The following is a 23,505-nucleotide window of genomic DNA, read 5'->3' on the forward strand; positions in this document are numbered from 1 at the left end:
TAAAAAGTTAGTTAATTAGTAACAGTAGGAATACCAAGCATGGCTGTGAGCCATATATTTAATAATTTTGAAAAATTACGCAGCACTAATAAACAACTAAATGGCAGTCAGCTCAATAATAGTGAACTTGCTTAAAAGGACTTTTAGAGCTAATACCTCTAGAGCCGCTTCAATACTATAAGGAATATAATAATGGCTAAGAAACCCAAAAATCTCAGTATTAAAACGCTAGCAACTGCTAACAATGTGCCATGTTGGTCAAATGACAAAGATGTTGAACTAGCCTGCCAGCGGTTAACTGAAATGTTTGTTGGCCTTGGTCAAGTGCCGCGTATAGACAAAGGTCAACAGCCAGCACAACGAGCTGTATTTAGAAAGCAACATGGCATCGCTTACGGCCACTTTATTATCAATCCAGATATAGACCCACAATTTAAAATTGGCATTTTTGCAGGCAAAGAATACGAATGTGCAGTGCGCTTTTCAAGTGATACGTTACCATCATCACCAGATTTACACAGCACATTAGGATTGGCAGTGAAGCTCTTTGGAGTAGATGGGCCAAAGCTGATTGGCGAAGGTGATACCGCAGATTTTATTTTTCAAAACATGGATCGATTTTTTACCAAAAATGCGCAACAGATGTGCCAATTCACCACTGCAGGCGTGATCGATAAAAACTATGATGCCTATTTAAATAATCCAAAACACATACAAACAGCCAATATTTTACAGGCTATGCAAAAAGTTGAAGCAAGCTGTTTAAGCGCTAATTATTGGGCAATATTACCGTTCAAATTAGGCGAACAACAGATTGTAAAATATCGCTTAGTGCCTGAAGGCAGTGAACTTGGTGCACCCAGTGTCGATAATAATTACCTCGCTTTAGATTTGCAGCGACGTTTACGTCAAGGCAGTGCAACATTTCGCTTTGAAGTACAATTAAGAACAAACCCAAAAACAATGCCACTTGATGATGCACAAGCCGTGTGGAGCTGTGAAGAAAGCCCATACGTATGTATTGCGCGGCTGCATTTAGCACAACAAAATATTACCGCGATTGGTCAAGCTGAGCTTGGTAATAACTTAGCGTTTAATATTTGGCGTACTTTAACCGCCCATGAGCCTCTAGGTAGCATTGCATTGGCTCGAAAGTCAGCCTATGCGGCCAGTGCTCATGCCCGACATACAGCCAACGGTCAGCAGCTACAAGAGCCTAAACAGTTAAGTGAATTTAAGCCACAGCAAGATCAAGATACTGACTCTGAGTGTATTGTTTATGCCGGTATTTATCCGCCTATTGGTGTAATGCGCGTGGGTAATAGTAAAAAAGGCTACTTTATTGGCCCGCAACAACCGCAGCCAATAGCTCATACTGATGAATACAGTTACCGAGATAAAACAGGTGCATTAAAGCGCCAAGCAGCTGAGTTTAGAATTTACGGTTTTAATGCCGCTGGTAAAGCGATAAAAGAACTAACCCTCGATAATGCAGACATTACTTGGCATGCTGAATTAGCAAATCAAAAAGCCTGCTGGTACGAATTTCAAATTGCTTTAGATATTCCAGAAGCCGCAGATGCGCCGCCATCGTTACTGCGTAATAACAATGTAGCCGATCGTAGCAAGCTGTTAATCAAAGGGGGCAAACACAGTATAAGCGGCAAAAACGTAAAATCTAAGCATGAGTTTATTGGCCAATTTATGGATCAGGATGTGTACTTAGGCGAAATGCGCAGTGATCAATACGGTCGCTTACTAATGCTCGGTGGTCATGGCGTGTCACGCAACGTAAACGGCGATATAGCCATTACCTTTGCAAATAATGAAGGCTGGTATGATGACACCTCAGATGGCCCAATTACAGCAGAGGTTGTATATCAGGGGATATCGCTAAGAGTAGAATCCGCTTGGGTTATTTGCGCGCCACCGGATTATGCACCGATGCAAAAATCAGTACGCACCATGTGGGATTTAATGCGCGACGTTGCTGTAGATGCTGGTATGCTGGCAAGACCACAGCGACCTTCTTTTACTAACGACATTCAACCCATATTTGCCCGAATGACGGATTTACAATGGGTTAATGACGGATTTGCTGGCGCATTTGGCTGGGGGGGTCAGTTTAATTACACCACGAATGAATGGCTAGAAAAGCTAAGCGATCCATCTCCTGCCTATCAGGAATTACGCCGTACACTGTCTAATAACTTTCGTCGTTTTGATGTTCCCGGTGCGCAAGCTCCACAACTATGGCCTTGGCTGTATGGCGATGCGATTAGCATTCCTCCCACGGGCTCAGTGCGCCAGCATGCAACGCTATCAAATTTGCAGTTGAGCTTTTTAGAGCAATGGGTGAAAGGTGATTTTATTAATGATTACACCCCTCAATCAGCTTGTCCGGCACATGCAAATGTAACCGCGTTAGATGATTATCCAATTGCTGAGCAGCCAGAACTACTTACTCGCGGCGCGATGGAGTTTTGCCTTGCTGATGCATTTCACCCGGGCTGTGAAATGACTTGGCCAATGCGAACTGCAGGCATGTATATGTCGGCATTTCGACTCAAACACGCCCAAGCGGACTTACAAAGTGACCGTTACTATTATGGTCCTGTGATGAATAGCGACGTTTATACCCTCGCGCAAGGACCTTTATTTGGTGGTCAAGTAGCAGGCGGGATAACACGCTGGATGGCTATTCCTTGGCAAACTGATACCGCGAGCTGTAGAGATGGCTACAGCTCTGAGTACGATCCATTTTTACCGACATTTTGGCCTGCTCGAGTGCCAAATCAAATAATGAATCAGTTCCGCTATCAACAAGTGCTTGATACCTCATTACCTGACAGTACTCGTCAACAGGCTTTTGCTTATCGTACTGATTGGCTTGATGATTTACCTCTGCACGGTAATCCTGCCACATATACAAACCAAATCAATAGTATGATAGACAACTTTGCTGAACTTGCGATTGTACAACCGCATATCGGCGTAATAGGCGATGCACAATTTCCTAGCGCAATGCAGGTTGGTATATTGCCCAACAATCCACAAGATGAGGCACAAGTTAACTTAGCGAGTAAAGCGATAAAGCATACAAAAGCGACTCTCTCGGCTGAGCATGCTTCACATCGTAGTCAAACCAACTTAGGTGTTACTGAAAAAGCGAGCCGCTTTCATCGCAACAAAGGACGCTAAAGCAATGCTGCAAGAGACCGAATTACAAACGGATGTTGTGATCATTGGTGCAGGTGTGGCAGGCTGTATCGCCGCACTTGCTTTATGTGATTCATATCAAGTTACTTTGATTGATAAGTCTGAGATGCCCGAAGAGCGAATTGGTGAATGCTTAGCACCTGCCGCACGGCGTATTTTACAACAGTTAGATTTGTTAACTGAATTTGAAAACCAACTGGTGGCCAACGTACTTACCCCACAGCATTTACACAATGCAGGATTGCAAATAAGTTGGGGCCAATCAACACCCTATGTTACTGATAATCTCAGTAACCCGGATGGTTTAGGTTGGCGCTTGGATCGTCAAGTATTTGAGAGCTTTTTACGCGAAAAAGCGCTGCAACGGGGTGTCCGCTGTATTTGGCCTGCCAAATTAGCACACAGCGAATACCAAGGGCAACGCTGGCAAATAACACTAACACAGTTACAACAAGAGCAAACAATCAACATTGCGAGTCAATTCGTAATTGATGCCACTGGCCGAGAGGCTCATTTTGCAAAAAAATACACCGCTCGCAAACAACATGACCGTCTAATATCTTGCTGGGCAACCGTAGCTAATACTATTGAAAATCAACTAGGCAGCATTTGTGCCACGCAAAACGGCTGGTGGTACAGTGCACCATTACCAAACCAACGTCGTGTTTTAGCATTTCAAACGGATCCGGATTTGCTGACCAAAGGCTTACAACGTGATACAAAGTTATTTACTCAACATGCGCAATGTTATGCCAATCAAGCGAAGATTCTCGATGTATGCCAACAGCCAATAACACTGCACGGTATCGTCAGCGCGAACTCCACTCGCTTAGAGTGTTTTGCAGGCCAACAATGGGCCGCTTTAGGTGATGCAGCACTGAGCTTTGATCCAATCTCATCGCAAGGAATTTTTAATGCTATGGCAAGTGCGATGCAACTTGCCGATCTGATGAAAAAACTCGAGATAGTCAATAAAATAGAACACGATAGCCAGCTACAATTTAAAAAACTATACCAGCAACAAATAGAACAGATTTGGCATCGTTATTTAGATCACAAACGCTATTTTTACGCTCAAGAGCAACGCTGGTCAAACAGTCCTTTTTGGCAGCGCAGACAGCAGCCGAGTAGTATAAAAGTATATAATAGTATATACGGCTAACTCACTTTGACTGGTAAATAAACCTCAGCATTTAAACCGCCTTCAGGGCGATTAACCAGTTTTACTTTACCACCATGCATATCAACTATGCGCTTAATGATCGCAAGCCCTAACCCACTACCTTCACTGCCTCGCGCAGCATCGCCTTGTTTAAAAGGTTCAAATACCGTTTCAAGTTCACTTTCAGGAATACCTGGGCCATGATCTTTTACAATCACCATAGCGTATTTTTTATCACGACTTAGCGCAGTTTCAACATCAATATCACCATCCGAATAACGGATCGCATTTTCAATCATGTTGGTAATAACTCGCTTGATTGCCACCATACTTAAAGGAATGTTACTAATACTAGGATTTTCGCTAAAAGTGATAGTGCGTTGATGTTTTTGTTCTGAATGCACCACTTCTGACACTATCGCGTTGAGATCTTCAAGCGCTAACTCCTCACGTTTGTGATGACGCAAATACTCAATAAACTGATCAATAATGGCATTCATGTCTTCAATATCGTAGATGATCCCTTCACGCAGATAATCTTCTTCATCCGACATCATCTCGGTAGCAAGGCGAATGCGCGTCAGCGGCGTACGTAAATCATGAGACACCCCAGCCATAAGTAGACGGCGGTCGTTCTCAAGCGCTGCTATACCACGTGACATTTGATTAAATGCGCGGGTTACTTCGATGACTTCAGTTGAGCCGTGTTCCTCTAATTTTGTAGAAAAATCTCCAACCCCTACTTTTACCGCCGCTTGTTGCAGCGCTTTTAAAGGTCGATTCAAATGACGTGCGAACAGCCAACCACCGAGTACACTTAAAAAGCCGATACTAGATAAATAAAAGGTTAGAAATTCGAGATTATTTTCTTTAAAACCAGTTAGCGGTACTTTAACCCAGTAACCCGGTGCTTGCGGCGCTTCTACCCAATAAACAAGCGGATCTGTTTGGCTAATACGCACTCGGGCTGAACCATGCAGTTGCTCAGACATACTACGCGACAACATCGAATATTCACGAGTTTGCGCCAAACCTTCGCTCATCGCTTGGCGCTGGGTCATAACTTCGATACCGGTTATTTCAAAAAACTTTTCAGACACCTCATCACTTATTTCAACGCCATCTTCCCAGTCTATAAACACAGTTTTGATTTGTTTTGCGAGAATAAGGTTAACTTGCTCAATAGTAGGCTTAACTACGTAAAGGCTAACCGTGATGTAAGACACTACTTGGTTGATCAACAAAAGTGCCGCAACTAAAAACACCGTTTGTCCAAATGCACTTTTGGGAAACATACTCATTATGGCTATTTTTCACCATCTGGAACAAATACGTAACCTAAGCCCCATACAGTTTGAATATAACGTGGATTAGCGGCATCGACTTCAATCATGCGACGCAAACGTGAGACTTGTACATCGATACTACGCTCTAATGCACTGTAATCTCGACCACGCGCTAAGTTCATTAACTTATCACGACTAAGCGGCTCTCGTGGATGTGTAACAAGCGCTTTCAATACCGCAAACTCACCACTGGTCAACGACATGGTTTTGTCGCCTTCGCTCATTTCACGGGTGGCTAAATTAAGCGAAAACTCACCAAACGAAATATGATTTTCTTCTGCTGACGGTGCACCTGGCACTTCTTTTGAACGACGACGCAAAATAGCTTTAATACGTGCTAATAATTCACGCGGGTTAAATGGTTTCGGGATGTAATCATCAGCACCAAGCTCTAAGCCGATAATACGATCAACCTCATCACCTTTAGCCGTTAACATGACAATTGGAATTTCATTTTCTTTTTGGCGTAACCGCTGACAGATAGATAAGCCATCTTCACCGGGTAACATTAAATCAAGTACCATCAAGTGAAAGTTTTCTCGTTCTAACAGCCGATCCATTTGTTCTGAATTAGCAGCTGTACGCACAATAAATCCTTGTTCTACCAAGTAGCGCTCTAACAAGCTGCGTAAACGCATATCATCATCAACGACTAATACTTTTGTGGTTTCATGTCCCATTACTTTCATTCTTATTTTTCTGTACTGTTATGATTAATATAAATGAAAAACATGATAATAAAAAACTAATTAGGTCACTAGATTGTTACTGAACATTTCAAGCCCACAAAAATGCTGGCGAGAACAAAAATCAGCTCGACAAGCCAACAAGATTTTTATACCTTGCCTAGGTGTTTCTCAAGGTAATAATTTAAACGTGAAAACTAATTTAATCACCCGCGAAGGGTATTTACAGCTGCAACAAGAACACGACCACTTATGGAATGTTAAACGCCCTGAAGTCACCAAAATAGTGAGCTGGGCTGCTAGCCTTGGTGACCGTTCAGAAAATGCTGATTACCAGTACAATAAACGTTTGTTAAGACAAATAGATCGTCGCGTGCGGTATTTACGCAAACGCATGCCAGATCTAAAAATAATTGATTACTCGCCGCAGCAAGCTGGTAAAGTGTTTTTTGGTGCATGGGTCGAAATAGAAAATGAACAAGGTGAAGTGCTGAAGTTTCGCATTGTTGGCCCTGATGAGATTTATGACCGCAAAGATTATATCTCGATTGATTCGCCGATGGCGCGCGCATTATTGAAAAAACAAGTGGATGATGAGTTTTATGTTACAACTCCGCAGGGCAAAAAAGAGTGGTACGTTAACAGTATCAGTTACCCTGGGGCTTCATAAATCCTCAGTAAAACGATAGATCCTCGCTTCTCATTATTCAGATAAGGTTAATTATTGATTGTCTAAAGTGAATTTGTAGACTATAAATAAAAGTACTCAAGTAAAGCATTTCGCGCTTGAGTTGAATATTAGAAGGTAGTAGTTATGTCAAACGTAATACATCGCATAGTAAGTAATGCCGTGTTATTTACACTTTTAATGAGTGTGAGTTTGACTGTAATTGCTCAAGGTTTTGACGACCACGACCATTTATCCCCAACCGCAAACTATGTTGCTTGTGACATTCCTGACCAAGCTAATCTTGACGTTGACTTAGACACACACGTTGACGGGATCTCTATCAGGGTGCTTCAACCACTCCCTGAAAACATTTTATCACTTTATGTGAGTACCACTTTCGTACAACCTTTTAGCTATGCGTATCAGCGTGGACCACCGGCTTATTTTATTTAATTTATCGCTTAAAAACTTGATTAAATTTAATAACATAATTGGTGATTACTATGGCTAACTTTAAAGAACTTCGTACTCAAGACATTTCTAAAGGCGTTTTATCTCACACTTACCGTGACACTCAGCCGTTAATTGATTTAACGTCTCCGGCTTTGAAAATGGTCAATAATTTTACTCAAAAAGACCCGCTACGTGCTCATTTTGAAACCAGCATTGTTGATGCATTAAAACAGATCACTAGCCAACATACAGACTTTATTTTAGTAGTAGATGACAAAGAAAAATTACTTGGTATAGCATCTAGTGCGGATCTACAAAGCTCAAAAATTATGATTTTAGCACAGCGCTTAAATGTACCTCGCAACGAAGTTAACTTACTTCATGTAATGACACCACTTAGCCACTTAACTGGCGTAAGTATGCAAAGCTTAAGCTATGCTTGTATTGGTGATGCACTACAAACAATGGAACAAAACGGTATTATGTTTTTACTGGTTACTACCGCACATAATGAAATTTGTGGTTTAATTTCAGCTCGAGAAATTGCTAAAACATTACAAATTCCGTTACATATCACACCTATCGCGCACAGTTTTAGTGAAGTAATGCAACATATTGAACACCCTCATTAAGCACTGATACATGTTTAATTGAACCACCTCTTTAAAAGGCCTTAAAGTATATAAATAGCATACTTTAAGGCCTTTTTATTAAGCCCTGCTGTGATATTATTCAAGCAATTAATTACGCCAAAACTATCGTTCTGGTCTTCAAATTGTTTAATAAGGTTTTTGCATGAGCAATATCTCTGCACGTTTAGCCACTGAGCTGAATGCTCAAGAGCAACAAGTTATAGCTGCTACAAAATTACTCGATGAAGGTTCAACAGTGCCTTTTATTGCCCGCTATCGTAAAGAAGTAACGGGTGGTTTAGACGATACCCAATTACGATTGTTAGAGCAGCGTTTATCGTATTTAAGAGAGCTGGAAGAACGTAGAGCCTTCATTCTTTCGACGATTAAAGCGCAAGATAAACTCACCACCAGCTTAGCTGCCGATATTAATAATGCGGACAGCAAGACTGAACTTGAAGATTTATATTTACCTTACAAAGCTAAGCGCCGCACTAAGGGACAAATTGCTATTGAAGCTGGTCTTGAGCCGTTAGCGAATGCTTTATTTAATGATGCTTCTTTAGATCCTGAGCAACAAGCCGCTGGCTACCTAAATGCAGAAGCCGGCTTTGCTGATGAAAAAGCAGTTCTGGATGGCGCTAAATTTATTTTAATGGAACGCTTTGCTGAAGATGCCAAGCTGCTCGCCAAATTTCGTAGTCACATCAGTCAGCACGGTCAAATCGAAGCAAGCTTAATCAAAGGCCAAGAACAAGCTGGCGCTAAATACCGCGATTATTTTGAGCATCAAGAAGCGCTTAAAAAAGTGCCTTCGCACCGCGCTTTAGCTATGTTGCGCGCGCGCAACGAGGGTATTCTACAGTTAACAATCAACCCTGAGCCAAGTTCAGAAAACCCGGCCCATATGTGTGCCGTGATGATTGCCGATCATTACCGCCTTGATATTAACAACCAAGTAGCCAGCCCTTGGTTACTCACTGTCGTGCAGTGGGCCTGGAAAATTAAGCTAGGCTTACATTTAGAAAACGAATTTTTAGCAGCCATGCGTGAAAAAGCCGAAACAGGCGCTATCGATGTGTTCGCTAAAAACTTAAAAGACTTACTTATGGCTGCCCCTGCTGGGCCTCGCATAACATTGGGCCTAGATCCTGGTCTGCGCACTGGCTGTAAAATTGCCGTTGTTGATAGCACTGGTAAGTTATTAGCCACACAAACTATCTTCCCACATGCACCACAAAATCATTGGGATAAATCAGTACGAACGCTAGAGCAGTTATGCCGCCAACATAAAGTCGAACTAATCGCTATTGGTAACGGCACCGCTTCACGCGAATCAGACAAACTGGTTGCTGAATTAATCAAAGCAAATAGCGAGCTAAAACTCAATAAAATTATGGTCAGTGAAGCTGGCGCATCGGTGTATTCAGCATCAGAATTTGCTGCTAATGAGTTTCCTGATTTAGATGTGTCGTTACGTGGTGCGGTTTCAATTGCGCGTCGCTTACAAGATCCACTGGCTGAACTTGTGAAAGTGGAGCCTAAGTCAATTGGTGTAGGTCAATATCAGCACGATGTATCACAAAGCCAACTAGGGCAAACTCTGACTTCTGTTGTTGAAGATTGTGTGAACTCGGTAGGTGTAGATTTAAATATGGCCTCAGTGCCATTGCTTGCGCGTGTTTCAGGGTTAAATAAAACCTTAGCGCAAAATATTGTTAATTATCGCGATGCTAACGGTTCATTCACTAAACGCTCAGAGCTAAAGAAAGTAGAGCGTTTAGGGCCAAAAGCATTTGAACAAGCCGCCGGTTTCTTAAAAATTAGTAATGGCAGCGACCCACTTGATAAATCATCAGTTCACCCGGAAGCTTACCCTATCGTTAAACGCATTTGTGAACAAAATAGTCTCGATGTAAATAACCTAATTGGTAACTCAGAGCTGCTGAATAAGTTAGTTGCCAATGACTACATTGATGATAAATTTGGCTTACCAACGGTTACCGACATCATCAGTGAACTTGATAAACCTGGACGCGACCCTCGTCCTGATTTTAAAACAGCAGAGTTTAAAGCAGGTGTTGAAAAAATCAGTGACTTAAAGCCAGGGATGATTTTAGAAGGCGTGGTTTCAAACGTAGCTAACTTTGGTGCTTTTGTTGATGTGGGTGTGCACCAAGATGGTTTAGTACATATTTCAGCGATTACTAATAAGTTTATCTCTGATCCGCGTGAAGTAGTTAAAGCAGGTGATATTGTAAAAGTAAAAGTAGTGGAAGTTGACGCTGCCCGTAAACGTATTAGTTTTAGCATGCGTTTAGACGATGACATTGATACCAGCAATAAACCTGCTCCATCAGTCAGTCAAAAGCCGCAAGCCAATAATCGTAACAATGCTCAGCAACCTCGCGCTGCAAAACCAACACGCGATACCGGTAATGCAATGATGGGTAATGCATTTGCAGACGCCTTCGCAAATGCAAAAGTGAAAAAATAACGTTTAAGCAAAAACGCCACAAACTCAGTTTGTGGCGTTTGCAATTCTGCGATTTAAATCTGATTTAAAAGTAATAACGTAAGGTCGCTGCAATATCAGCATACTCATCAACGTAACGGTATGAAGCACCTAAAATTGCTTTTTCAGTCAAGGTGTAATTAAAACCCGCTTTTAAAACAACGTTATTGTCACTTTCTTCATCATGTAAACGCTCGTAACCTAAGCCTGCATTTACTTCGAATTTATCCGTAACTAAATGCCTAACTTGCACATTAGCAGAGAGGATATCAGCACTATCTGAGTCCGAGTAAGCTGATTCTGACGATGAGAATACTTGGCCATTAAACCTTTCTTCGACGAGGTTTATGAAGTCAGTGCTGTACTTCAGTCTACCTAGATTGATACTGTAATCTAAATTGGTAACTGCAGATAAACGTTGAATATAACCCGCACTGAGCTCTAATCTAGTAAATTCAGCGTCTAGCTTTCCTTCAGTGTATAACTGTGACGTTCCGACATACTCACCGTTTTGAAAGATATCACGATAATCCTCAGAGACACTATTTGACAGATCATCTGATGTGCTTGCATATAAACCGGTTAGATACCAATTACTACTTACTTGCTTGCTAAGCTTAACTGCATAACCATCAAAGCTAAGTTCATCCAAGTCATCTACGTCCATTTTTGCATAGCCAACTTCGACATAGTCATAACTTAAGCCAGCCGTTTCATTCGCCACCGCTGTTATTGAAAAAAGTGATAAAGCACCTGCGATTACTGCATATTTCATTTAATTGTCTTCCATAATAAAAATCGTAGGGAAAATAGCAGTTACAGTAATATTTCACAATTAATTGCATACATCTTTAGGTAAATAAATGTGAATAACCACACTTAAAAAATGATTTATTTGGATTTAAATTGAGGAAACACATATTACGAGGGAGCAACTATATGGTTGCAGAAAAGCCAGACTGTCCATAAGGCGAGGTGGCGGCTTGATAAAACTGCGCAATGCGACCTGCACGCTGCTCAACTTCAATATCGCGCTTAGCCGTTGCGGTTTCTGATTCAGCAGTAGTTGCAACTTTCTCATCCTTTGTTAATTCGTTATCTACTTTGAACGATGCTGATTGCGTACTGCTTTCATCATCACTGTCTATATTACTAAGCTCTGCTTGCGCTGCAGCGAGCTTTTGAGTGGCATCAGCAGCAATCGAACGATCAGCACCAGAAGGCTCTGCCGGCGCTAAAGCTGCAGCACGTACCGTTTGCATTTTCTCTATTGTAGCTCGCGGGTCACCTGCTATTTCAGCAACGTCAATTTGTACTTCGCCGCCAACAGCGTAATTGGTACCATCAGGTCCACGTTGGTACTCATAACTTGGCGAACCTGCGTGTTGACCACCAACTGATGAATGAGCTTGCTCATGAATACGTACTTCAGTATCACGCGCTTTTAACTCTTTAATTTGCTCAGCGTCTTGTTGCTCTTGCTGAGCTACTTGCTCTTTTTGCTTTGCCTCTTTCTCTTTATCTTGTTGTTGCTGTTCATTTTGCTCTGGATTTTGCTCTGCATCTCCCTGCTGACGCTCTTGAATTACTTTTTCGTCGGCAAGTTTACCCTTGGCATCATAAGTGCCGGTATCAGTTGTACCGGGTTGTTTAGTTTTTTCATTATCACCGAGCGCTTTGTTTTCAGCATTAGTCGGTTTTGTAGCTGCAGGTGGCGGGATAACTTCCCGAAGTTGGTTGTCACGCCGAGCGGTTTCCGTATAAACATTTGCGGTGTTTATATTAATATTTGGAAATGGCGTGACAATGTTCATGGCAAATTAAACACGAATATCAATCAAAGTCCCCAGTACTTCGTCCGCGGTTTGAATTGATTGCGTATTGGCTTTGGCATTAAACTCTTCGACCTTTAAATTGACCAAGGCTTCATCAATACGTGGTGGTTGTGACACAGGAGCGGTTACCGCTTCTTCCGGACGAGCAGCTTGCAGCTGGCGCTGTTGGGCAAGCTGAGCGTCGTCTTGTTGCTCAATGCTGGCGCGATTTATTTCTGCGCTGGCTTTCTCTATACCCTGACTGGCACGATTAAAACCTTCAACACCGTTATTAAACACAGATCCGATTGGCATACAACACCTCCACCAATGATATATTGGTTAATTATCGCTCATAAAACAGTCAAAATAAAGCTTTACTGCAGAGTTTTTCAAACCACCGTAAAGTTACTTTTCAAAGCATTGATTTGACGGCAGATAAAAACTCTTTTTTATGGGATATAAAAGGTGCGTGTGACGCCTTATCGATCACTTCATACTCAAAATCGTGTTTTAAAACTTTCATTTTGGTTACTGCGCGATACGGTACCAATGCATCTAAACGGCCAAATACAGCACGGATTGGCACTGGACAACAGGCAAAAGCATCGCGTAAATCATCTTGCTGTAAAATATCCAAACCAGCAGTTAATGCGCACTCTTGTGGAGCCGGAAATTCATTGAGTAACTGTTTAAGTTGTTTAATATCATCTCGGGCATTTTCACTGCCCATCGCCTGTATTGCCAAAAAGCGATCGATGGTTTTCTCGCGATGAGTGACTAACTGCTCTTTAAATGCAGCTAATACATTTGCTTTTATTCCTGGCCAATCATCGCCTTCAGCAAATAATGGAGTTGCAGCAACTAATATCACTTTCGCGACTTTTTCAGGCCAGTGCTTTGCAATATAAAGAGCAAATAAACCACCTAAAGACCAGCCCATTAAGGTAGTGTTTGGCTGTAATTGATTGCTTAATTGTAATGCAGCGGCATGCAAAGTATACGGCTTTGGCGATGTTTGATTATTACCGTAACCGGGTAAATCAACACTGCGTACTGTATCGTTATGCATAAATTGAAGCTCCGGCAAGATCAACTGCCATACGCCTTGATTCATCCCCCAACCATGTAATAACACCAGCTCATTTTGCATTTTTTATAACCTTGCTCCAAACTTAGCGCTCATAATAGCGTTTGAGGGAATGAATGCAATGACTGCTTTTCATCAATGTTTTCAACAGCTGGGCGATTGGTTTTTTCCTTCTTTTTGTGTGCAATGCCAAAGTATTATCCGTACCAAACATAGTTTATGCGAACATTGTTTAGCTGATTTGCCGCTATTAGATATAACCACACATGCTAATTTACTGTATCGCCCAGATGTGGTTGAGTTATTTCCTGATTGCCAATTCGATTACCTGTTCGCTTGCGCGTGGTATCGTCCCCCTTTTGATGGTTGGCTCACGCAACTTAAATTTAGTAACCAGATTCATTATAAAAACGCATTGTCGTTAATTATTAGCCAACAACTGACTGTTAGTAAAAAAAATAGCGAAATATGGCCAGATTTATTTATTATTTTACCTCTACATCAGCAGCGTTTTTTAAAGCGAGGCTTTAACCAAGTATCACAATGCTGGTTGCCATGTTTAGTAAATGAAAATATTGATTCTCAGAGTTTACAGCGTACAAAGAAAACCCAAGCACAGTCATCACTTAGCAAAGCTAAACGAGTAAAAAACTTACATGGCGCATTTATATGTAATACCGATATGAGCGGAAAAACAGTTGCTATAATTGATGATGTGATGACAACAGGAGCAACTCTTAATGCAGCTACCGTCGCCCTTAAAAAGGCTGGTGCTAAGCAAGTTTGGGCATTTGTAACCTGCTTGACACCATTAGGACATTAATACTTAAGCTAATTAATTAATCGGCATTCGCTCTAAATGTGTGACCAAAAAACAATGCATTGCTCAATAAACGACTGGTGCCGTACCAATAGCCCCTAAATACCGGATCATCTGTCATACCAATCACACTGCCACGACCATACGAATGTGCCACTAAACCAGCCGCTCCCGCTACTTGCTCAACATTCACATCATCGGTAAAGCCCGCTAGTAATGGCTTTTGCGTATACTGCAACACATTTACAAATGGTGCAGCTGACATTTCAAGTAACCAAGTACTATTTTTAAATACTGGTAAGGTGTCACGCTTTAATGAAAAAGTAAGTGGGTGCGTTAAATCGGCTTTAGTATTAAATATCGCTCCAGCAATACGTTGACGCCCAGCTAAATGATCTTTATCACCATAGTTTAAGCCATCCGTTTTGAAGGCGCTGGCAACATCTCGGCGTGATAAATAACTGGTTTTTAATAGTTGTTGATCGACTAAAAACTTAGCCCCACCTTTGTGGCCCCAAATAACTCCACCTTTACGTACCCAAGTTTTAATTGCTATTTTGTCAGCATCTGAAAGCTTATTGTAATTTCCATGAGCCAAAACAATGTGGCTGTAATCACTAAGTTCAAGATCACCAAAACGTTCCATTTCCACAATGGTAGGTGCCACACCAACAAAGCGATCTAAGTAATACCACACTTCACCTACTTCATATTGACTAGTCCCTTGGCCACCAACGAGTAATACTTTCGGCGCTTTAACTACCGCTAACGTCCGCGAGCCTAAATCGACACCCTTTGCCGTTAAGCCAGAAGTAATAGGCGTAATTGCAATACCAAATTCATTTTGTGCACTATTTAATAACGACACCCATTGCGGATTTTTTTGAATCCCAGCAGGAATAATAATACTACCCGCAGCAAATTCCTGTGTACTTGCAAGCGATTTAGCTGATAACGGGCTGAGCGCCACACGAGCTTGCACACCTTGCTGTAATAATTTATTAAGCATTTTCGGAGCTAAATAATCATCCCATTTAAAGCCAAACGCATACTGTGCATCTAACGCAGCAAATTGTGGTTTTTCAGGCTGTTGCCATGCATTTTTACTAACGTCTAAGCCCCAGCCACTTTTAATTGCTGCAAACTCCAAGTTAAAAGCATGGGCTAACGTCCAGCCGGATACATCATAAAAAGTGTTATCAACAAAACGCTTTTGCTCACTAAAAATGGCTTTAACTAAGCGATATTGCGGCTGGGCTAATGGCACAAAATAACTTTTCGCAGAAAAATTCTTACCATCCGCTTTTACTGCTTTATTAAGTGGATAAGCTTTGATCTGATGCTGTTTCAATAAATCTAAAAAAAGTGCGCTACGTGTTGTATCTGCACCGCCTTGCACTACATAACCTTTATAATCTTCATCATTAGCAAGCTCTATAGCATTATTGTAAAAACTAGCTTGGTAATCGAGTAATGCTTGGCGATTATCTATCGCAGCCTGAAATGTAGATAGGCTCGTAAGCAGCTGGTTTTTAATCGTAAATGCAAAACTCAGCGGTCCATTTATGGTTTCTTGCAGATGACCACGAGAACTTGCTTGCTCAAATAAAATACCCACACCACCATTTACATCTGGATAAGTTGAACCTTTGCCATAGTAAAAATCATCAAAGCTTTCTTCGGTAAAATATAACGCGTTGTGTTCATCCAATGTTTTAGCATGATAGTTACCTATTGCCTTCGTGAGACTGACATTTTCATCAGGGGTGATCGGGTGCTTACGTGATGGAATACCTGGCTGAAAGAAAAAAGTGCTATTGGGACCCATTTCATGGAAATCAGTAAGAATATTGGGTTTCCAGTAATGAAACTTAGCAATACGAGCACGAGATTCAGGGTGTTGTAGCAGCAACCAATCACGATTTAAATCAAACCAGTAATGGTTAGTACGGCTACTTGGCCAGCTTTCAATATGCTCCCGAGTTTGTGGATCAGACGATAAGTTCATACCGCGATTACTATTCGCCCAATTCGCAAAGCGTGCTAAACCATCGGGGTTTAATGAAGGATCGAGTAAAATAACCGTGTTATTTAATAGCGTATCAATTTCTTTACCTTGCGCCGCAGCTAAATAATAAGCCACTAGCAAGGCTGAATTACTACCAGAAGATTCATTGCCATGAACGCTATAACCCATCCAAACGACCGCTGGCTGATCGGTTTCTTTGGCTTTTTCTGGATCGGCTAAACGCGCCAAGTGCGCCTTACGTGTTTGCTCCACATTCGCCAACTTATCAGCTGCGGTGATAGTTAGCATAACGAGCGGGCGCTGCTCATGGGTACGACCAATGACTTCAAAATTAATACGGTCACTTTTTTGTGCCAATATTTCCATATAACGAACGAGTTGATCATGACGTACGTGCCACTGCCCGACTTCATAGCCTAAAACCTGCTCTGGAGTGGGAATAGTTGGATCAAATTTCACATCATCATTGAAATAATATGAAAGCGGTTGTGCTAAACAAGAAAAGCTTAGCAATAGTGTAAAGATTGTTATTATCAAACGCATAGAAAACACTCAGTAAATGATCAATGTTTGCACGCTACCATTGCTTAAAATAGATGCCAAATTTTTACGCTCAACACTGGCGACAACGCGATGAGCGGAGTATGATAACCAGTATCCGAGTAATTTAGTCAAGTATAGTTGTTTTATGATTTCTATTTCCGAAACCGCACAATCGCATTTTGCAAAATTATTAGCTGACCAAGCTGAAAAAACAAATATTCGCGTATTTGTTGTTAACCCTGGCACATCACAAGCGGAATGTGGTGTATCTTACTGCCCTGAAGATGCAGTAGAAGCCACCGATATTCGTCTTCCTTTTAACGGCTTTGATGCTGTAGTTGACACAGAAAGCGCGCCATTTTTAGAAGAAGCTGAAATTGACTTCGTTACCGACAAAATGGGCACTCAGTTAACACTTAAAGCCCCCAATGCTAAAGCCCGTAAAATCGGTGATGACGCAGGACTTAACGAACGTATTCAACACATGTTAGAAACAGAGGTTAACCCTCAGCTTGCTAACCATGGCGGCCAAGTAAGCCTTGTAGAAGTAACTGCTGAAGGTATTGCTGTTCTTCAATTTGGCGGTGGCTGTAATGGTTGTTCTATGATCGATGTCACACTAAAAGAAGGCATTGAAAAAGAAATGATTGCTAAGTTCGATGAAATCACCGGTGTTGCTGATATTACTGATCACAAAGCTGGCGATCATTCTTACTATTAATAGTAGGCAGTCATGCTAAAGCCGCTGATATATCGCTTAGGTTCAGAGCCTAAGCTCAGTTTAAAGCGCTTTTTACGCGGCTTAGCACTGTTTGTGCTAGCCGTGATATTAATCACCCTCGGCTATTATAGCCACTACAGCTTACAAATCATCGGCTTAGTAATTTTAGCCATCGCACTATTCTTCGCCGCTTGGGGCTACTTAGGTATCTTTGCTAATCGCTTTTCGCAGGTATTAGACAGAAAAGATTCCCGTCCAGAAGAAGATCCTGATCTTTGGAAATAACTAGGATGCTTTTCATCAGCTAAAAGTAAGCAATGAATTTTCAATCATTTTACTTTTATATTCGTTACTAGTGTATCAAGCTTATTTGCATCAAACCCCACGATAGTGACATCATTAAACGTGATCACAGGAATTGAATCGATATTATTTTCCTTTAATAATTTACTACCTGTAGAGCTAAGCTCAATATCTATATTTTTGTAGTTGACATTTCTTTTATTCAAATATTCTTTTGTCGCTTGACAAGCTTTGCACCATTCAGCTGAGTAAAGTGTAATTTCATTTGTTGGATTTTTATGCCAATTATTTTGTAAATAATCAATATTATTAATAGGCGCACCTACCTGCTCTTTAATAAAGAAATGAGTTAATGTAACAGCAATCGAAACTACGGTTAAATAAAATAGTAAATCTCTTATTTTCATACTAATCCTTTAATGTATACACTTCGTTTATGATGGTAATTCTATGAATTGATAGCTTATCTTTTGGAAACTTAGCATCTAGTAAAGCTATTTTTTCTTCTTGCTGCCGACATGGTTCACATGGCCCAATCGCTTCATCTATTGAAGTGTAAAACAAGGTGTAATCGTGTGCGCTAAAATCAATATTTTTATTTAAAAGATTAAATAAATCATTTTTTAATTGCTCGCTGTTTGGTAGCAGTTCTTTTTTTCTAAAGATTGATAAAATATTCTGTAGGTAGCTGTCTGAATAATGGATAAGCTGACCTTGGCGATTAAACAAAAAAAGCTGAGGTGCAGTGTTATTTATAGGACTTGCGACTATTTGTCGGTGTGTAAACTCGTAATTTTCAGCCATGCAATTGCCCGCAAACAACAAACCAACTGACATTACCAAATATCTATATTTCATGATTTTCCTTAACTCAGGTTTTTCCAAGATGTATTTAATATATTTTTAATTTCTATAAAAAACACAATGATCACAAAGGATAGTGCGACTAAGTGAAGTAACGTTATTACAGGTACATCTATTAAATCGACTTTAAAAAGAAAGGGCTGTAGTTTATTCATATTAATATAAGCGCAGACTAAAATAATAGAATAGGCAACGCACAAAATGAAGAAAAACAGCTTACAAAAAGACCATACAATATTTTTAGTCCGTGCACCAAGTGCCCGCTTTAACGATATTTCTGTTGCAGATTTACTTGCCAATTGCTTTATACTATTAAAGCAATACAATAAGGCGCTGAGTAAAAGAACCAATGAACAAGTTATAGTTATAACTAAAATTGCTTCTCTTGGTTGCGCTTCTTTTTTTACCAATTCAGACAGTTCAACGTTTGTTAAATTTTTCAGATAGGGGCTAATATTCGCGGTAATACTCATCATTTCTTGTGTGAAATTGGCTGGCATAACCCCGTTACCTTTAACGACGATGCTTTCAAAGCCAGTTATAACACTGATAAGTGTATAAACAGTGGGTTGCACTGGCGTATCACTACCTTTTATATGAATATTCTCAACGACCCCGACAACCTTATATTTTACTTTTTCATTCCCAAAGTCAGTGAGTAAGTAGGCTTGACCTAAACCTGTATTCGCAAAGTATTGATCCCAAAGTGCTTGATTAACGACTATATTGCCATATTGCCCCCAAGACAGACTATTACCCATTATTAGCCGTGTGCCAATCGTATCGAAATAATTTGGGCTAACTCTATGATTTGAGGTTTGTGCATTTTTACTTGAGGTGACGGCTTTACCTGACAATGTATACCAATGACTAAATGCACTACGGTCAGTTAAAGGAGGGACATTAGTTAATGCGGCTGACTCAATATAATCTAAAGAACTCAGCTGTAGCAGTAGTTGCTGTGCTGAATTATCTGCCATAAAGCTATGCTCTGGTGAAGATGGAAAGTCAAAACTGGCAATATATAGGTTTTTATTTTTAAAACCTATATTATGATTGTTTAAATTAGCCTGACTTATTATTACTAAATAACTTACATAAATACTTAATATTGCAAGGCTGATTAAAAATGATAATAAAGTAAACACTTGCAATTTTTCACTCAAAGAAGCGCTACTACCACGTCCAATATGAGTTATGGTCGTTTTGTCTTGTAGGAAATTTAATGTCAGCAGGTATACGATAAAACTCATTAATAGAGTAATTAAAGTAATGACGTTTGCCATAACGTTAAAAGTGTTGATCGTCGGTATAGTTAAATATGCCAACTTACTTGTTAAAGGTGTAAAAATAAACACCATAAAAACAAGGTAACAAGCTAACAGCATAACTTCGATGTAGTTCTGCAACATTATATGTTTTTTATTTGCTCCACATAACTGTCGTATGACGACTTCTTTTTTCTTATCGATACATTGTGTGGCATAAAATGCAGAAAACGATACCAAGCTGAAAGCAAATAAAATACCAAATAATATGGCTAATAAATCAACCCTGTTTGACACTGTTTGAAACTGTTCAGGATCAACACCTACTGACTTACTAAGCATTAATTTTGTATTGTCAAAAATGAATAATTCTTTTTTCAGATATGCATCAAAATTGATTATAAAGTTTTCTAAGTCAGTAATATTACCAAGCACATAAGTGAAAGTATCAGGTGTTAACTCCTGCTCATTAGGCAGTAATTCAGCAAGTTGATGGTAAGGTAATAATAAATCAGTAGAACTATCTCGCCTTAGAGATTTGAAACCTGCATTTAACACCGCGACTATTTTAGTACTTTTACCATTAATAATAATTTGTTTATCTATTACAGCCGGATCACTGTTTAGATTGTTTTTCCAATAGTTAAAACTAACAGCAGTTATTAAACTACTGCCCGTAGATGCCATGCTGAATGCCCTCAATGACCCTAAATGAGTATCGATACCTAATTTACTAATAGTATTAGAGACAAAACTTACCTTGGTCGCTTGCTCTTCTTCTGCCATAATTTTTTTTGTACTTAATTGCAGCGTTCTTTCGAACATACCTACTAAATACGGAAATTGATTATGAAGTTCGTCAAATATGAATTTATCAACCGGTAAATTGCTTGTTTGATCATGTATAAATATCTGGTGGATAATTTCGGTATTTTCAATGGAGGTAAATTCGGTTGATAAAAACGTATTTTCAATTGCTTTTAAATTTAAAATGAAACATAAGGGAATAATTAGCAAGACACTACTTAGCAATAACTTCCAAGATAGAAATTGATATTTAAACCAATTTAATGTGATGTCGGTAAGTAATTTCTGCATTTAATCTATTAACTTACCATCGTGCATCCGTAACCTGCGCTTCGCATGTTTGGCATAAGTTTCATCATGGGTAATTAAGCAAATTGTATTACCCTGTTCATTTAATTGCTCTAAAAGCTTATATACAAGCTGGCTATTGTTTGAATCTAAATTCCCTGTTGGTTCATCGGCTAGTATAATGGATGGTTGATTTATTAATGCCCTAGCAATTGCCACACGCTGTTGTTGACCACCTGAAAGCTGATTCGGTTTTTTATTTAAAAATCCCTCCATCGAAACTCGTTTTAGTGCCTCTTGTACTTTCGCTTTATACTCACTTCGTTTAACCGAGCTATTATAAGTTAATGGTAATGCCACGTTATCAAATATTGTTAAGTGACTGAGTAAATTGAAATTTTGAAAAACAAAACCAATTTCTCTATTTTTTACCGTTGCAATAGAGTCATTTGTTAAGTCTTGAGTATTGATATCTGATATTAAGTAATTTCCATTAGAAGGCTTGTTCATAAGTCCTAATATCGAAAGTAGAGTACTTTTACCGCTCCCGGAAGTACCCGTAATGGCAACATAATCCCCTTTATTGACGGTGAAATTAACATCTTCTAATGTGTTTTTTGTATTGCTAGCATACTTAAATGAAACGTTTTCAAATGCTATAAGGGGCTTAGTCATGAGAAGAGCCTAGATTAAAGTCTATTGTGTGTTCCTTTGTATATTTATCTGGTATCAGCAGCACATAATTACCACTTAACTTTTCTTCAAAGCTCAATTGGCTACTATCAACTTCATGATAATTAATACGAGTAAGTACAGCTTGGTTATTAGCGTTAACTTCAAAAATATTCCAATGTTTGAAATCGTTGAAATCATGTGGTTTTTGTATATTGTAAGTTGCTTGCTGCTGTGCGGTATAGATATTCGCTTCAATTGCTTGGTCGCTTCGAAGCCAATTAGGCGTTACTGAATTAAGCGTTAGAAAGACATTGATCGAGCCATTTCTAATGACTGTATCTATATAATCCACTTTTGCTTGAATGCGACCCGAAGGTGTTATGATTTCAGCAGCTTGGCCTCTTTCTAATTGATCGGAAGAATACTGTGGAACTTGTACTTTCGCTAATAAGTTATTGGTTTCTATCAACTCAAATAAAGATTGCCCTTGTTTAACAACCTGCCCTAATTTACTACTATTTTGACTTATCACACCATCAAATTGAGCAGTTAAAATCAATTTTGATTGTTTTTTGTTTAGATATTCAAGCTGATTTTGAGCAAGTTTGATTTTATTAGCGTATGCGATCAATTGCTGCTCGTAGGCATCTTTAAAAAGAGCTAACTCTGCTTTTTTAGCCTCAACTTCTAATTCATTTTGTTCAAATTGCATACGGCTTTGTTTAAAACGAATAGATGAAATAATGCCTTTTTCTGCAAGCGCTTCGTTTGCGTTTAGTTCAAGCTTTTGCTGTTTAAGCTGCATGACCGAGTTTGCCAATTCAGACTGAACTTGCGATAGTCGTATCGCTAAATTACTTTTATCTATAGATACTTGTGAAGATATATTTAATAATTCTAATTGTGCAGTATGTATTTTTTGCTCTAAATCATAGTTATTTAGTTCTGCTAGTATATCTCCGCGTTTGATGGTTTGCCCTTCGCGGATATTTAAAAGCTTTATGGTGCCATCTGAAGGCGCAGAAACAAGCTCTCTTTGCGTAGGCTGTATAGTACCAATCCCTTTTAATATTTTACTTTCGGTTGTTGAAGCTATTTTAATCGGTTTAAGATATTCTTCTGGGATAGAATCTTTACTTAACCAGCTAAAGTACAAAAAGGCAACACCAATAGAAATTATTAACGGAATTAAGAATCTTTTTAACGTTTTTCTTTTTTTTGTAATTAAAAGCTGTTTCATAACTACCTGTATTGAAGCTTGTTATAATTTTATTGTTGTAAGCCTAGAATGGATGACAGGTTACAATGGTAGCACATCTTCCCCCTGAACAAACTGTATGTGAAGTGCAAGTTTGAGCATAAGCAAAAGAAGCTGTACCAGCTAAAACAATTGCTAATATAGTTTTTTTCAATGAATTTTTCATATATATTCCTTTTTGTACAGTATTTTTGAATTTTTATTCAACACAGGCAGTAAAAATATCGTACCCAAAAAAAACAATAAATGTAAACTAAAGATCAATTAAATTACAAAATATCATTATATGCAATTATTATGTAATCTCAATAAGTCTAGGTATATTGCTGCTCTAACCATAAC

The 23,505-nt window shown here is 39.6% G+C and carries 21 protein-coding genes; 9 read left to right on the forward strand and 12 right to left on the reverse strand.

Annotated elements, in window-relative coordinates:
* The first annotated feature begins 192 nt into the window (after positions 1–192).
* Together H5203_RS15700 and H5203_RS15705 are read left to right on the forward strand one after the other, a co-directional pair.
* Positions 193–3,201, forward strand: coding sequence for a LodA/GoxA family CTQ-dependent oxidase (locus tag H5203_RS15700; RefSeq protein ID WP_182819955.1), 3,009 nt, complete (start codon positions 193–195; stop codon positions 3,199–3,201).
* A gap of 4 nt (positions 3,202–3,205) precedes the next feature.
* Positions 3,206–4,381 carry a tryptophan 7-halogenase gene (locus H5203_RS15705; protein ID WP_182768063.1) on the forward strand — a complete coding sequence of 392 codons (1,176 nt, stop codon included), beginning with the start codon at positions 3,206–3,208 and terminating at the stop codon, positions 4,379–4,381.
* Here the strand turns inward: H5203_RS15705 and envZ are convergent.
* A complete protein-coding gene (gene envZ / locus H5203_RS15710) occupies positions 4,378–5,682 on the reverse strand; it encodes a two-component system sensor histidine kinase EnvZ (protein ID WP_145242002.1) in 1,305 nt (434 codons plus the stop codon). The genes H5203_RS15705 and envZ overlap by 4 nt on opposite strands.
* Positions 5,683–5,687: 5 nt before the next feature.
* The gene (gene ompR, locus H5203_RS15715; protein ID WP_182819956.1) at positions 5,688–6,407 is read right to left on the reverse strand and encodes a two-component system response regulator OmpR; all 720 of its coding nucleotides are present in this window, start codon (positions 6,405–6,407) and stop codon (positions 5,688–5,690) included.
* Positions 6,408–6,603: 196 nt separating this feature from the next.
* Here ompR and greB point away from each other — a divergent pair, with 196 nt between their 5' ends.
* The 4 genes from greB to H5203_RS15735 all read left to right on the forward strand — a co-directional run bounded on the left by greB (position 6,604) and on the right by H5203_RS15735 (position 10,665).
* A complete protein-coding gene (gene greB / locus H5203_RS15720; protein WP_149983060.1) occupies positions 6,604–7,083 on the forward strand; it encodes a transcription elongation factor GreB in 480 nt (159 codons plus the stop codon).
* 144 nt (positions 7,084–7,227) lie between these two features.
* Positions 7,228–7,536 (forward strand): hypothetical protein, encoded by a 309-nt coding sequence (locus tag H5203_RS15725; RefSeq protein WP_145242531.1) that lies wholly within the window; start codon positions 7,228–7,230, stop codon positions 7,534–7,536.
* 50 nt (positions 7,537–7,586) lie between these two features.
* Positions 7,587–8,168, forward strand: coding sequence for a CBS domain-containing protein (locus tag H5203_RS15730; protein ID WP_145242533.1), 582 nt, complete (start codon positions 7,587–7,589; stop codon positions 8,166–8,168).
* Positions 8,169–8,331: 163 nt separating this feature from the next.
* Positions 8,332–10,665, forward strand: a complete 2,334-nt coding sequence (locus H5203_RS15735) for a Tex family protein (RefSeq protein WP_182819957.1) — start codon at positions 8,332–8,334, stop codon at positions 10,663–10,665.
* 64 nt (positions 10,666–10,729) lie between these two features.
* On the opposite strand, the gene H5203_RS15740 is transcribed toward H5203_RS15735, so the two are convergent.
* From H5203_RS15740 to bioH, 4 genes are all read right to left on the reverse strand, one after another.
* On the reverse strand, positions 10,730–11,458 hold the full coding sequence (locus H5203_RS15740; protein WP_145242537.1) for a hypothetical protein: 729 nt from the start codon (positions 11,456–11,458) through the stop codon (positions 10,730–10,732).
* A 160-nt stretch (positions 11,459–11,618) separates the two neighbouring features.
* Complete coding sequence (locus H5203_RS15745) at positions 11,619–12,497, reverse strand: putative metalloprotease CJM1_0395 family protein (RefSeq protein ID WP_149983058.1); 879 nt, start codon at positions 12,495–12,497, stop codon at positions 11,619–11,621.
* 6 nt (positions 12,498–12,503) lie between these two features.
* Positions 12,504–12,812: a hypothetical protein gene (locus H5203_RS15750; protein ID WP_145242541.1), complete on the reverse strand. Its 309-nt coding sequence runs from the start codon at positions 12,810–12,812 to the stop codon at positions 12,504–12,506.
* A gap of 100 nt (positions 12,813–12,912) precedes the next feature.
* Positions 12,913–13,650: a pimeloyl-ACP methyl ester esterase BioH gene (gene bioH, locus H5203_RS15755; RefSeq protein ID WP_145242543.1), complete on the reverse strand. Its 738-nt coding sequence runs from the start codon at positions 13,648–13,650 to the stop codon at positions 12,913–12,915.
* 58 nt (positions 13,651–13,708) lie between these two features.
* Here bioH and H5203_RS15760 point away from each other — a divergent pair, with 58 nt between their 5' ends.
* Positions 13,709–14,410, forward strand: a complete 702-nt coding sequence (locus tag H5203_RS15760; RefSeq protein ID WP_145242545.1) for a ComF family protein — start codon at positions 13,709–13,711, stop codon at positions 14,408–14,410.
* A 16-nt stretch (positions 14,411–14,426) separates the two neighbouring features.
* On the opposite strand, the gene H5203_RS15765 is transcribed toward H5203_RS15760, so the two are convergent.
* Complete coding sequence (locus H5203_RS15765) at positions 14,427–16,979, reverse strand: M14 metallopeptidase family protein (RefSeq protein ID WP_145242547.1); 2,553 nt, start codon at positions 16,977–16,979, stop codon at positions 14,427–14,429.
* 145 nt (positions 16,980–17,124) lie between these two features.
* On the opposite strand from H5203_RS15765, the gene nfuA reads away from it, so the two are divergent.
* Both nfuA and H5203_RS15775 read left to right on the forward strand, forming a co-directional pair.
* Complete coding sequence (nfuA, locus tag H5203_RS15770) at positions 17,125–17,700, forward strand: Fe-S biogenesis protein NfuA (protein WP_145242549.1); 576 nt, start codon at positions 17,125–17,127, stop codon at positions 17,698–17,700.
* A 12-nt stretch (positions 17,701–17,712) separates the two neighbouring features.
* Positions 17,713–17,985 (forward strand): hypothetical protein, encoded by a 273-nt coding sequence (locus H5203_RS15775; RefSeq protein WP_145242551.1) that lies wholly within the window; start codon positions 17,713–17,715, stop codon positions 17,983–17,985.
* A gap of 44 nt (positions 17,986–18,029) precedes the next feature.
* Here H5203_RS15775 and H5203_RS15780 read toward each other — a convergent pair whose 3' ends face one another.
* The 5 genes from H5203_RS15780 to H5203_RS15800 are packed head-to-tail and all read right to left on the reverse strand — an operon-like array spanning position 18,030 to position 23,145.
* Complete coding sequence (locus tag H5203_RS15780) at positions 18,030–18,410, reverse strand: glutaredoxin domain-containing protein (RefSeq protein ID WP_145242553.1); 381 nt, start codon at positions 18,408–18,410, stop codon at positions 18,030–18,032.
* A gap of 1 nt (position 18,411) precedes the next feature.
* Positions 18,412–18,861: a hypothetical protein gene (locus H5203_RS15785; RefSeq protein ID WP_259401960.1), complete on the reverse strand. Its 450-nt coding sequence runs from the start codon at positions 18,859–18,861 to the stop codon at positions 18,412–18,414.
* An 8-nt stretch (positions 18,862–18,869) separates the two neighbouring features.
* The gene (locus H5203_RS15790) at positions 18,870–21,233 is read right to left on the reverse strand and encodes an ABC transporter permease (RefSeq protein WP_145242555.1); all 2,364 of its coding nucleotides are present in this window, start codon (positions 21,231–21,233) and stop codon (positions 18,870–18,872) included.
* Entirely contained in the window at positions 21,234–21,905 is a 672-nt protein-coding gene (locus H5203_RS15795; RefSeq protein WP_145242557.1) for an ABC transporter ATP-binding protein, read from the reverse strand.
* Positions 21,898–23,145: an HlyD family secretion protein gene (locus tag H5203_RS15800; protein WP_145242559.1), complete on the reverse strand. Its 1,248-nt coding sequence runs from the start codon at positions 23,143–23,145 to the stop codon at positions 21,898–21,900. Before H5203_RS15800 ends, H5203_RS15795 begins: the two co-directional genes overlap by 8 nt.
* Between the last annotated feature and the right edge of the window lie 360 nt (positions 23,146–23,505).

This window comes from Pseudoalteromonas sp. SG41-1, assembly GCF_014164575.1.
Taxonomy (GTDB): domain Bacteria; phylum Pseudomonadota; class Gammaproteobacteria; order Enterobacterales; family Alteromonadaceae; genus Pseudoalteromonas; species Pseudoalteromonas rhizosphaerae.